13 protein-coding genes are annotated in these 12,414 nt (G+C 53.8%); 4 read left to right on the top strand and 9 right to left on the bottom strand.

The genetic code is table 11. From position 1 onward, the window contains the following. Positions 1-136: 136 nt before the first annotated feature. From yedE to Dvar_RS08070, 4 genes are read left to right on the top strand one after another with little or no spacing between them, the layout of a single operon-like run. Positions 137-1,285 (top strand): YedE family putative selenium transporter, encoded by a 1,149-nt coding sequence (gene yedE / locus Dvar_RS08055; protein ID WP_419661178.1) that lies wholly within the window; start codon positions 137-139, stop codon positions 1,283-1,285. An 11-nt stretch (positions 1,286-1,296) separates the two neighbouring features. Continuing rightward, a complete protein-coding gene (locus Dvar_RS08060; protein ID WP_419661179.1) occupies positions 1,297-1,515 on the top strand; it encodes a sulfurtransferase TusA family protein in 219 nt (72 codons plus the stop codon). 2 nt (positions 1,516-1,517) lie between these two features. After that, complete coding sequence (locus Dvar_RS08065) at positions 1,518-2,075, top strand: DUF3343 domain-containing protein (RefSeq protein WP_419661180.1); 558 nt, start codon at positions 1,518-1,520, stop codon at positions 2,073-2,075. Continuing rightward, the gene (locus Dvar_RS08070) at positions 2,066-2,932 is read left to right on the top strand and encodes an NAD(P)H-hydrate dehydratase (protein WP_419661181.1); all 867 of its coding nucleotides are present in this window, start codon (positions 2,066-2,068) and stop codon (positions 2,930-2,932) included. The genes Dvar_RS08065 and Dvar_RS08070 overlap by 10 nt, the downstream gene beginning before the upstream one ends. A gap of 39 nt (positions 2,933-2,971) precedes the next feature. On the opposite strand, the gene Dvar_RS08075 is transcribed toward Dvar_RS08070, so the two are convergent. The 9 genes from Dvar_RS08075 to Dvar_RS08115 all read right to left on the bottom strand — a co-directional run bounded on the left by Dvar_RS08075 (position 2,972) and on the right by Dvar_RS08115 (position 12,111). After that, on the bottom strand, positions 2,972-4,603 hold the full coding sequence (locus Dvar_RS08075; protein ID WP_419661182.1) for a uroporphyrinogen decarboxylase family protein: 1,632 nt from the start codon (positions 4,601-4,603) through the stop codon (positions 2,972-2,974). Between the two features lie 12 nt (positions 4,604-4,615). Continuing rightward, on the bottom strand, positions 4,616-5,344 hold the full coding sequence (locus Dvar_RS08080; RefSeq protein WP_419661183.1) for a TSUP family transporter: 729 nt from the start codon (positions 5,342-5,344) through the stop codon (positions 4,616-4,618). Beyond that, positions 5,344-6,033: an ABC transporter ATP-binding protein gene (locus Dvar_RS08085; protein ID WP_419661184.1), complete on the bottom strand. Its 690-nt coding sequence runs from the start codon at positions 6,031-6,033 to the stop codon at positions 5,344-5,346. The genes Dvar_RS08080 and Dvar_RS08085 overlap by 1 nt, the downstream gene beginning before the upstream one ends. 61 nt (positions 6,034-6,094) lie before the next feature. Further along, positions 6,095-6,919, bottom strand: coding sequence for an ABC transporter permease (locus Dvar_RS08090; RefSeq protein WP_419661185.1), 825 nt, complete (start codon positions 6,917-6,919; stop codon positions 6,095-6,097). Positions 6,920-6,922: 3 nt separating this feature from the next. Next, complete coding sequence (locus Dvar_RS08095) at positions 6,923-8,107, bottom strand: ABC transporter substrate-binding protein (protein WP_419661186.1); 1,185 nt, start codon at positions 8,105-8,107, stop codon at positions 6,923-6,925. 38 nt (positions 8,108-8,145) lie between these two features. Further along, positions 8,146-9,354, bottom strand: coding sequence for a double-cubane-cluster-containing anaerobic reductase (locus Dvar_RS08100; protein WP_419661187.1), 1,209 nt, complete (start codon positions 9,352-9,354; stop codon positions 8,146-8,148). Positions 9,355-9,435: 81 nt separating this feature from the next. Next, on the bottom strand, positions 9,436-10,200 hold the full coding sequence (locus tag Dvar_RS08105; protein ID WP_419661188.1) for an acyl-CoA dehydratase activase: 765 nt from the start codon (positions 10,198-10,200) through the stop codon (positions 9,436-9,438). Between the two features lie 8 nt (positions 10,201-10,208). Continuing rightward, the gene (locus Dvar_RS08110; protein WP_419661189.1) at positions 10,209-11,486 is read right to left on the bottom strand and encodes a double-cubane-cluster-containing anaerobic reductase; all 1,278 of its coding nucleotides are present in this window, start codon (positions 11,484-11,486) and stop codon (positions 10,209-10,211) included. Positions 11,487-11,544: 58 nt separating this feature from the next. Further along, positions 11,545-12,111: a C-GCAxxG-C-C family protein gene (locus tag Dvar_RS08115; RefSeq protein ID WP_419661190.1), complete on the bottom strand. Its 567-nt coding sequence runs from the start codon at positions 12,109-12,111 to the stop codon at positions 11,545-11,547. Positions 12,112-12,414 lie beyond the last annotated feature (303 nt).

Genomic DNA, 12,414 nt, shown 5'->3' on the forward strand with positions numbered 1-12,414 from the left:
ACCATTCGTCAAACCTAGTTAACCGATTGAATTTCGGACTTCTTGTTGCATGCCGGAGTATTTATGGGTTGATTGAGTTTGTCTATAATGCTTTTTTATTTTATCCAAATTATAGATTGGACTTCTCCGATTTTCCGTGAAATACGAAATTTTGCTCATAAAGAATCGCGTTACCCAAGGAAAGGAGAAGGCTGCGATAATGAAAAACGTTTTTGCCAGTCGTTGGGGAATTATTGGTGTGGGAGGGTTGATCGGAATTCTGGCTGCATTGCTGCAGAAACTTGGCAACCCCGGAAACATGGGGATTTGCGTGGCCTGCTTCGAACGCGATATTGCCGGTGCCTTGGGGCTGCACCGGGCTGCCGTGGTGCAATACATGCGCCCGGAAATCATCGGGTTTGTGATCGGATCGATGATAGCTGCCTATATCTTTAAGGAGTATCGGCCCCGTGTGGGCTCGGCGCCTATTGTTCGCTTTGTGCTCGGTGCGTTTGCCATGATCGGCGCCCTGGTCTTTTTGGGATGCCCCTGGCGGGCTGTTTTAAGGCTGGCCGGCGGTGACGGCAATGCCATCCTCGGATTGCTGGGCCTGACCGCTGGCATCTGGATTGGCACGCAATTTCTTAAAAAGGGATATAATCTGGGCCGTACCCAAAGCACCCATGCGGCGGTCGGCTGGATGCTGCCGCTGATCATGCTCGGTTTTCTGATTCTCATCCTGATTTTCCCGCAAATCGAAGGCCAGGACAAAAACGACATCCTTTTTTATAGCCTCAAAGGGCCCGGTGCCATGCATGCGCCCTTGATTGTGGCCTTGATTGTGGGTCTGGGCATCGGCTTTCTGGCGCAGCGCAGCCGGTTTTGCACCATGGGCGCCATCCGGGACCTGGTATTGTTCGGTCAGATTCACCTGCTGTGCGGTTTTATCAGCCTGGTGGTGTTTGCCTTTTTGACCAACCTGGCCGTGGGCCAGTTCCATCCGGGGTTTAGCGGCCAGCCTGTGGCGCACACCATGCATGTGTGGAATTTTGCCGGGATGATGCTGGCCGGTCTGGCCTTTGCCCTGGCCGGCGGATGCCCCGGACGGCAGTTGTTTCTCGCTGGTGAGGGAGATGGGGATTCGGCCGTGTTTGTAATGGGCATGATTGTCGGCGCGGGGTTTGCCCACAATTTTGGCCTGGCCAGTTCACCCAAAGGGGTCGGTCCCCATGGTATTGCCGCGGTGATCATCGGCCTTGCCGTGTGTGTGTTTATCGGTTTTACAATGCGCAAAAAATCAGCATAAGGAGAGTGATTATGAGTACAACCATTGACGCTCGGGGATTGTCATGTCCGCAGCCGGTGCTGATGACCCTGGATGAAATCAAAAAAGGCAGTGAACCGGAAATCGTCGTTCTGGTGGATACGGACACGTCCAAGGAAAACGTTTCCCGGGCCGCGCAAAGCCAGGGGTGCACGGTTACCCGTATCGAGCCTGACGGCGATGGCTATCAGCTCTATATCAACAGGCCCTAACCTTGGCGTTTTTCAATTTTCTAAAGCGGTTTAGTGGATCGGCGGCTGAGCCGGCGGCCGATCAACAAGCTGACCGGGGGTTTCTGGTTTTCGAAAACACCAGCGAGGTGATTCAGGCCGAAAAGCGGATCAAACAGGCTGGATGGGCCGTTCAGGTCATGGGCCCGCCGCCGGAAATTCGTTCGGGTTGCGACCTGGTGATCACCTTTCCGCTGATCGAGGAACTGAACATATTGCGTCTACTGGAGCAGGCCGATCTGGTGCCCCTGTCGGTGGTTCCGGTAACCGGCCCGCTCTTGGAGCCGGTGGGGCTTTTTCTGGTCAAGGATTTCGGTGATTTTCTGATGGTGCGGGCCGCGAACATGAAAATCGTTGTTGAGAAAAAGACCCGCCGGATTGTCAATGTCTCGGGGGGCGGGTGCCCGGATGTGCCTTATCTGGCCCAGCAGATGGTGGGGCAAAGCCTTGATGATGCGCCCCGGCCCAGGGATATCGGACACACCCTGTGCGGTTATGCCCTGGATCTGGCGTTTGCGGAGAGCGTGCGGCGATGCGCATAGTCGTCGGGACCGTGCCGGTTGAGGAGTTTCCGCTCACCGTGGGCGAGGTTACCGTGGACGGTCCGTTTCTGATGATCGATGGGAAGCGTGTGCCTGTCAACCGGGGTACACCGGCGCTGTTGGCTGCAGCGGCCACGGCCATGGACATTACCGGGCAAGGCAAAATTACCGGAATTTTGGTTGGCGACATCGGCCTGGGGAAAGGCAGCCGGCGTTTATACGAATTTCTCACCCAAAACCTGGCCGGCGAGGATGTTGAAAGCCTGACCTTTCACTATCTGCAGCCGGATGTGGACTGGCATAACCGGGTCATGTTCGCCATCGAGCAGATGCCCCAAAAACCCCTTTTGATTGCCGATGCCGGGTTCATGTATGCGGCCAAGATGAGCGGCCAGGCCCCGGCTTATGACCTGTTTACACCCGATGTGGGCGAGCTGGCCTTTCTGGCCGACGAAACCGCGCCCCACCCGTTCTACACCCGCGGATTCATTCTTCACGAAGAGAACAACGTGCCGGATCTCATCCGCCGTGCCTACCATCACGATAACGCGGCGCATCATCTTCTGGTGAAAGGGGAAGTTGACCACCTGGCTGATCGATCCGGTATTCTGCATCGTGTCGACCATCCCCGTGTGGAGGCTATGGAAGCCATGGGCGGCACCGGTGACACCCTGACCGGTCTGGCCACGGCCTTGATCGGTGCCTGCAGACAGTCTGTCCCGACAGCCGCCGTGGCGGCGGGTCGAATCAATCGCAAGGCCGGCGCACTGGCCGACCTTACACCGGCCAGCCAGGTATGCGAGTTGATTGATCAGCTTCCCCGGGCCATTGAGGCTGTTCTGCGAAATACGGTTTAAGAGCCTGTTTGAGAAATCCGTGAGACGATCCAACTCATGTCAGTTTTTTGTATGCGTGCAATCCTTTTCAGAAAAACAGTCTTTGACCAGTTGCACTGCTGCCACGGCATTTCTGGCATAGCCATGGGCGCCGATGTCGACAGCAATTCCTCTGCTCACCGCTGCCCCGCCGACGATGATCCGCGTATTTTTTAAGCCTTCTTTTTCAGCTTGCTCAATTACGGCCTTGAGCTGCTGTCTGGCCGAGGTGATAAAGGCGGACAGTCCAATGATGGGTGCATTCATGGAACGGGCCTTGTCGATAAACTCCGCCGGTTCCACGTTCACGCCCAAGTCCAAAACATTGAAGCCGTTGATCTCAAGAAAGATCCTGACCAGATCTTTGCCGATTTCGTGGCAATCGCCTTTGACCGTTCCCAAGATGACATCCACCCGACATGATGACTGCTGGGGCAAAAGCTTCCGGATATTTCCATATCCAGCATAAAAGGCATCGGCCATGAGCAGTATATCGGGCAGGAAACACTTTTGCGTCTCGTAACAGGCGCTGCCCTTTCTGACCGATCGCATCAATCCGGCATCGATCAAGGTCATTGCCGGTGATTTTTCAGCAAGCGCTGTGTCCACCGCACGGATGGTCTGTTCTCTTTCACCTGCGTAGACCGATTCACGGATCGCGGACAAATACTCGGCTTGCTGCTTTATCTTGCCCAGATGCTTTCTGGCGGTTTGTGTAAACACCTGAACATTTTCGATTGGTGTCATTGGTGGCAGCGCGCAGCCGGAACTCATCACATAATTGGATTTGCCGCCCATCAGGGTGGCCAGGTCGACGACCGCCGCCTCGATTTGATCCGGTCTTCCTTGTTCAATGGTCTCCGACGGATCCACATTACCGATGATGGTGATATGATCCGGGACTTCATCTTCCACCACCAAAAGATCCATGCACTGGTCAAAACTGATGGCTGATACACCCGTTTGGATGACTTGAGGCAATACGGCTGATATGTCTCCGCAAATATGAACGATAGACGGGATGGATGAGAAGCGGCTGAAAACAGCGGCCAGCGGTTCACCGGCAAAACGCCAGAAACTATTGGGGGACAACAGGGCCGCCAGCGGATCTGAAATCCACAGGATATCGGCACCGGCGGTCAGCAGATAATCCGCGTAATCCATGGCCGTTTTCAATGTTTTCGCCAGAATGGCGTCAACCTCCTGCGGATCATGAATAACATTCTTTAAAAGCGTCTGTTCTCCCGCAAGCTGACCGGCCACGGTAAAAGGGCCATACACGATGGTCGACATCTGTTTGTGGGGAAATTGTGCTTTCAAACGGCGGGTGACCCGGCCATTGGCTTTCATGCGCGAATGATCGACAGGGGTGGGGGTATCAATTGTTTTGGCCGGCGCGGCAATGCTGGGCATGGCCGAGGCCGACAGGTTGATGGTGGCGCCCATGGCTTCAGCCTGGATGACAATATCGCTGAAGAAAAACAGGATATCGCTATCGACCCGGTCGTAATAGCGTTGGCAGGCCTCGAATTTCGTGTCGGCATCCAGAACGATGCGGTCGATGCCGGCATCTACCAACTGATATCCCGGCAGGCTGTTGATCGGAAAAACCGTTCCAAACGGCCCCGGTGTCTTCTCAGTTATCGTGCTCATGGTCGGAATCTTTCACAATAATGTGCGTGCCAGAATACCGGCGCCCAGGCAAGCTAACACCAGTGTACTGACGGCTTTGAATTTCCGGTGAGTCAGTTTACGAAAAATCAGCAGGCCGGCAAAAAGGCCCAGTGCAATGCAAGGCGAATAGTACAACGTCATTTTCAGGCTGTGGCAGGAAAAAAGCCCCAACGAAGCATAACCGAACAGCAAAAAGATATTGGTAAACAGGAAAAAAAGCTGAAGATCCACTTTAAACTGAAACTGATCGGAAGCAATGGCCGTATTGTACACAATCACCGGAGGCCCCGGCATATATAGGGCGCCGCCCAATAATCCGGCGCTAAAACCGGCAATTCCCGACCAGAGGGTGGAGGACCGGCTCAAGATCGGTTCCGGCTGTATCAACCCCCACAGGCTGAACCCCACCAGCGTGATGCCCACCATGACTTTAAGGCTCGCATCAGCCCAATGCACCAGGAGCAGGCTGCCAACCAGCCCGCCGGGCAGGAAGAACAGCAGTTGCGGTATTACGCGGGCCACGGACAGATGTGCTTTCAGTTGCCAGATCAAAACGCTGTTCATCAACACATTATAGGGGAAGATGAATGGAATGATGGTCTTGATGGGGACACACATGGACATGATGCCGATGCCGACCATAGCGAATCCAAAACCCGTCAGCCCCATTACCAGACTGGCCAAGAACATTGCCGTTGCAGTAATGATCATGGTCTCCATCAGATCGCTTCCAGTGCCTGGTGGACCTGTTGGTAAAACGAGCGCGCATGGGAACTGTTTCTGTCTCTTGGTCGGGGCAAGGGGTTCTCAAAAATCTGGTGAACGCCACTGTTTTTCGCATCCATGAGAATAATGCGGTCGGCGAGATAAACAGCTTCGCCAATGCTGTGGGTGACAAACAGTACGGTTTTACGCTGTTTCTGCCAAATTTTGATCAACTCGTTTTGCAGACTGTTTCTTGTCTGGGCATCAAGAGCACCAAACGGTTCGTCCATGAGTAGCACATCCGGGTCCGCCGCCAGGGCCCGGGCAACGGCCACCCGCTGCTGCATGCCACCGGAAAGCTCGTAAGGCAGGGCATCGGCGTAATCACTGAGCCCGACCAGATCCAGGAATTTTCTGGCGACCCGGTGACGCTCTTTTTTATTGATCTTTTTTATCTCCAGCCCGAAAGCGATGTTATTTAAAATACTCCGCCAGGGTAAAAGGGTATATTTTTGAAACACCACACAGCGCTCGGCTCCGGGCCCGGTAATTTTCTTCCCATTCAGATAAATATTCCCCTCAGACGCCGCTTCGAGGCCGGCAATCATCCGCAACGTGGTTGTTTTGCCGCACCCTGACCGACCAATGATACAGACAAACTCGTTTGGCTGAATCGTCAGGTTCAGCTGATCTACGGCGATCACCTTGCGGTTGTCACCATTTTTATAAAATTTTGATACGTTTTCTAAACAGAGCAATGGTCTATTATTTGTTATGCCAGCTAAGCTGTTGTTCAAAAATTCGAAAGCAGCGGTCCATGAGAAAACCAATCACACCGATCACGATCATTCCAGCGACAATGATATCCGCCCTGAGCAGTTCGTAGGCATACCAGATCAGATAACCAAGACCGCAGTTGGAACCGGGCATCATTTCCGCTGCGACCAGACACATCCAGCCGATGCCCAGCCCAATGCGCAGACCGGTTACAATCAGGGGCAGGGCCGCCGGGATAATCACTTTGAACAATAGGGAAAAACGCTTTGCTCCCAAAGTTCGCGTGGATTCAAGGTACTCGACCGGAATGTTTTTTACGCCCTGGATGGTACTCAGCAGGATCGGAAACGATGCACCGATAAAAATAATCAGCACGGTGGAAAATTGAATGCCGGCAACCAGCGAACTGGCGGCCATGGAAGGAAACAGGTCCGAGAGCCCTTTAATGCCGAACCAGGCCAGAATCAAGGGTACCCAGGCCAGTGGGGGGATGGGGCGGAACATTTCCACGGTGGAATCGACAAAGCGCTCTACCACCGGAAAATACCCCATCATCAATCCCATCGGTACCGCTATCCCGGTCGCCAGCAGAAAACCGAGCATGACCCTTGCCAGACTGATCACGGTATTGTCCAGCAGGCTGCCGGTGATCAGTATTTTGGCAGTCGGGTGAAAAAGAACGGCCGCCACCGTATTTAGCTGAGGCAACACCGTCGGCTTGTCCAGGTAAACGGCAATTACCTGCCACAGGCCGGCAATGGTAACCGGCAGAACAAACCGCGATGCTGCCATTTGGCACTGTTTTACGGTCATGGATTAGACGGTGATGCCTTTTGCGCTCAGATTGGCTTTGGCTTTTTCCATGGTTTGAAAATTAAATGCCAGCGCATCGATATCTGTTCCCCGTTTGCCCTTGAGCTTGCCGGAGAACATGCCCATGCTGTCCATGGCTTCAACGTAGGTATAAACGCTGTTTTTCCACTGGGGCGTCGGCTCGATGGTATAGCTCAGCGATGTCATGGCCTCGGTCTCCACCGACGGCTGTACGCCGAGCCAGGCCGAGCAGGATGTGGCGGTCAACGCTTTATCGGTGTTGGCCGTCATTACGCCGAGGGCCAGCAATTCCGCCAGCCGGGTGGCCAATTGCGGTTGCTTGTCAAGGAATTGGCCGGTTGCCTCGAGAGAACAGCAGGCGTGTCCCTGCCAGCGGTGGTCAGGCGGCACATCCTGAAGATTCAACACCAGTTTGCCCAACCCGCGGTCGATGGTTACCGACGGAAACGGTTGTGCGCCGATGATCCCTTCGGTGATGTTGTTGCCCAAGGCCGCGACAAGGTTGCCGTGACCTTTCATATTGATGAAAAAAATGTCGGCATCTTTGTTCGCCGCATCTTCGGTATAAGAGACCTTCTCATAATCCAGCGCCGACCGGAAGATAATGGCGGCAACGGTATGCGGGCCGGGGATTCCGATTTTAAATTGCTTGTGCTTGCCTTTCACGATGCCAATAAACTCATCCCACGTGCCTACCGGCAGATCCTTTTTCAGGACAAAAACATTTCCCGCTGTCTGCAGTGGAGAGATAATCTGAGTGTCCACCCCTTTATCGACGGACATCAAAATCGCCTGGGTGCCGCTGATGGCCATGTCCACACTGCCCTGGGCAACCAGTTTTTCGACGTCCGGGCCTTTTTTGGTGGGGATTGTTTTGATTTGGGCCAGCTTTGCGCCGTCATAATAAAAATCGTAAAGCCGTCCTTCTGCGACCGGTTTGATATACATGTTATATTTGTCCCGGAACAATTCCCAGTTTTTGGCCATCACCATCAATGGCGCGTGGTGATCGGAAAGAATGTAGGCAAAATTGACGGTATCGACTCCGGCAAAAGCCTTTTTAACCGGCCAGACCATGGGCGCCAAACCGGTGGACAATACCGCAGCCGCGGTGCCTTTGCCTGCAGTTTTAATGAATTCACGTCGTGTTGTCGGCTTCAGTTTCATGGAACCTCTCCCTTTCAGTTTCTCAGATTTTCAGCTTGTCAGTTTTTCAACAGTTCAAGAAATGCTTCGATACGGACGCCCAATTGACCGGTGTCCGATGGCGAATAATCAGTCGCGATATGAAGAAAAGGGATACCGATTTGCTGTTCCGCGAGTTTCTCCACGGATGTGGACTCAATATGATAGGCATGGCAGCACTGCCAGGTCAGATCTACAATTCCATCGATCTGATACTCGCGGACAAGGCGTGAGAGCATTTCCAATCTTTCGGTGTTGGGCGTCATACAGGCGCAAGGGGTTTTCAGATATCGTTTGGCGAGCGCGCGGATGGGATCCGGGTCGGTCTCGTCCACCAGATTGAAAATACTTTTTATTCCGGTGCAATTCTCCATGCAAACAACCACGCCGCCGGCATCTTCAATGAGTTGCAAAACTTTCTCTGAACCGCGACCCAGGGGGGTGCCGGTCAGCAAAATACGCGGTTTGGCAGATCCATTAGAAGCGTCTGGATGCGGTGAACGATCAAGTGCATTGATTAATGCGTCAAGGTCCTCCAAATATTTTTCCGGGTCGACAACGAATCCCTTTGATTCCAGTACACTGAGCATGCGCATGCCGTTGATGGGATTCCTTCCGGGGTGGTTGACCTGCAACAGACGTTGGAAAGACAAGCGAATTCGGTTCTGTAGATTGATTTGCCTTGCCAATTCATCCATCTGGATTGTCTGGTGGGTGAGCCTCTCAAGAAATCGTTTCAGCCTCAGGATTTCGGCGTACCAGAACTCAAGTGCCGCTCGAGAAGTGGTTGCGTAGGGCAGATGCATCAGATGCAGGGGCTTGATATCGGCCATCAGCTCGAACATCTTTTTTTTGCCGTCACAGGTGGTTTCACCGATAACGACATCCGAGGCGTCAAAGAACGGGCAGGTGTTGGTGACGGCGTATCCGTAGCTGGATTTGATCAACGGGCACAATGCGCTGGGCAGGATTTGCTCAGCAGCAGCAATGGGTGCTTCCTGTTTTCCGCACAATCCCACCGGGATCGCTCCGGCGGCGCGTATTAATTCGGTGGGTGCGAAGATGCAATAGATGCCGGCGATGATCGTGGCGGCTTCTTTGGCCGCCTCAAGTTCGATCAGGCAGGACGCTGAGAATTTATCAAATTGCTTCCATGGGTCTCGGGACGCAACCGTCTTGGACGGCCCCCTGCTTTCTAAAGCATCCGCACGCACGTTAATATCGAACACGGTTCAAGATCGCTTTCCGCTGAGAATTATCACTCCAATGTTGCATAAAATGATTGGGGATCAGAAACAGTTTATTCGTAGCTATGCCGAACCACTTTCCGCTGCCAAGAGTGCTGCACCCAGCGCACCCATCCGTTGGGGATCGTCCGGCAAGCGGATGGTGCGGCCCAGTTTTTCCTCCAGCAGTTTGTGCATACACGGATTTTTGGCGACGCCGCCGGTAAAGGCGATGTCGCCATCGGATGAGACCCGATTGACCATTCCGGCGATGCGGCGGATGACGCTGGCATGCAGTCCCCGGGCGATTTGCTGGCGGTTTTCTCCCTTGGCGATCAAGGAGGTGACCTCGGATTCAGCAAACACCGTGCACATGCTGGAGATGTTTAGCTCGCTATCGGCCGAAAGCGCTTCGTGTCCAAAATCGTCAATCGTAAACCCCAGGGTCTTGGCCATGATCTCTAAAAATTTCCCCGTGCCCGCGGCACAGCGATCGTTCATCTCGAATTTTTTGACCCGGCCATTATCGAACAGCGCAATGGCCTTGCTGTCCTGCCCGCCGATATCGATGACCGTCTGGATGTCGGGGAACAGCGTCCGTGCGCCCCGGGCGTGGGCTTTGATTTCCGTGACCGTCGACGCATCAAAGGAAATTTCGAACAGGTTGCGACCGTAGCCGGTGGCCATGATGTGATCAAAATTTCTCCCGTCGATAAGCTGCTTGGCTTCGGTCATGGGATCGAAGCCGGTGTCGGCCTGAACGCTCTCAACAATTTCTCCTGCCTCGTCGACCACGACCAGTTCAATGGTCCGTGAGCCGATGTCAATGCCTGCAAAACGCCTGCTCATTTATTCTCCTATTTCAATTGCTCGACAAACGCTTCCACCCTTGTCGTAAGCTGTCCCAAATCCTCCATGCTGTAATCGGTTTCGATACGCAGGCAGGGAATTTGGGCGTCCTCCAGGGCCTTTTCGACCGGGATGGATTCCATCAGATACGGCTGGCAGAACTGTAGTCCATAATGAATCACACCGTCGGCTTTGTAATCGGCGACCATTTGCTGAATGTGCGCAAGGCGGTCCGGATTGGGGGTAAAAATGGCGCAGTCGACCTTGAAGTGGCGATCGACGATGGCATCGATCATCCCATCCACGGTTTCCCCGGATTCATCGGTGAGATTACGGGTACCGCGTTCGCCCACGCAGGATTCCTCGCCGACGATCACCGCACCGGCAGTCTCGACGATCATGGGCAGTTTCCAGTTGGGCACGGCCTGAGGACAGCCGGACACCAGAATGCGCGGCGTTTTCGCAGGGAAGACGCCTTGCCCGTTGTCGATACGTTTTTCCAGTTCGTCACAGATTTTGTTGACCGATTCGGTGAACCGGGCCGGGTTGTCATAGAAAAACACCTGGTTGGCCAAAAGCGCGTCCAGGCCGGAAATCGGTGTGGGATCAGCCTTGCGCAGCAATAAAAGCCGATGGATGGCCGCCCGTTTGGCGTTGACCGTGCGGATGGCCGCTTTCAGGGAATCTTTGGTAATGGCAACGCCGGTCAGTTTCTCAACCGCCGCCTGGAAACGCAGGTATTCGGCTTTGAGCAAGGCTTTGCCGTTTTCGGATTTGACCTGCGGCAGGTCCATGACATAAAGATTGTCGACCAGCGGCCCCAGGGACTCATAGGCTTTTTTCTTGCCGTCGCAGGTATTCTCACCCACAATCATGTCCGCGCTCTCCAGGTAGGGACAGACTTTGCCCAGTTTGAAGCCGAATGAGGATTTGATCAGCGCACAGGTATTGCGCGGCAATAACCTTTCCACGTCTTCGGTGGCAAAATCGGCACCGGAACACAGGCCCACCAGGGTGGCATTGGCCGCCAGGACGATCTCTTCAGGCACGAATACGCAATACGAACCAATGATTTTGCGTCCGGCCGCTTTTTCATCGACTAACTCCTTGATGCGCAGGCCATGAACCTCGCTCATGACAAAGTCAAAATAGGCCATACCCTCGGGCCGATTCTTTTGGGATAAAAAGATCTGCTGATAGCCTTGTCCCAATACCTCTAGCAAGGCATCATGGGCACCCAGATCCAACCCCAGGTCACTCCACATTTGCTTGTAATCTTCACTCATGATTTTGTCCTCTCTTATCCCAAACGGGCCTTTCAGGTATTAGTAAAATGGTAAATAATCAACGTGAAAACAGATGCGCCAGACGGGACAGCATGCCGCCGAGGACGGATTGTCGCCGGTTGATGAAGGCGTTATTCGCCTGACCTGCTAATTCGGGCCGTTTTTCAAGCACCAGTCGCGCCGCCATTTCAGCGGCCCGCGCCGTCAGACCGGCACACTGATCGAAATGGGCCTTTGAATCGTGTTTGACTTTTTTAGACAACACCCGGCAGCAGGTGGCGCCATGGGCAAGTTTAAACTGGTCATGCAACTGGCGGGCGCTGTCCCGCATGCCTTTACGCTTCCTGTAAGCACCGTCTTTGCCCAGGAGCAGCCCGGTGCCCATGACGGCACCGCTCAAGGCACCACACAGACAGCCGCTGTCTCCCAGAGCAATACAAAAAGGAGCTGCCATGGCTGTTGCCTGGGTGTCGGTCAAGCCTCCCCCGAGTCCCTGGTTGAGGGCCGCCAGCACCGCTTCGGTGCACAGCATCTGCCGCGTCAGATAAAGATTGCGGGCACGGTCAGCGATGCCGCTGATCAATGCCTCGGTTTGCGAGTCCTGGTTTTTTTGTTGATTGTTCATTTTTCGACTTTGGTTTTGTCATTGGATTCCTGAGTGCCCTGGTTCATATTCAGTATGGGAAATAATAACTGAAGCGTGCCCGGGACATGCTCCTTTTTATAGAAGGCCTCATATGGCATGGTATCCACAATAACCATGTCTTTGCCGCTGTCCACACCTTGAACTGCTCGGTGGTCACCAAAGCGTAGACGCCGCGTTGAACTTTTCGTACCAGTTTGACTGCGCCTGTCTCTTTAATAAAATGGGGGGCACAAAGCTTGGTGATTCCAGAATAGACAAAAATACAACCCAGGCTCCAAGGTA

The sequence above is a fragment of the Desulfosarcina variabilis str. Montpellier genome, from assembly GCF_048565275.1.
In the GTDB taxonomy this organism is placed as follows: Bacteria; Desulfobacterota; Desulfobacteria; order Desulfobacterales; family Desulfosarcinaceae; genus Desulfosarcina; species Desulfosarcina variabilis.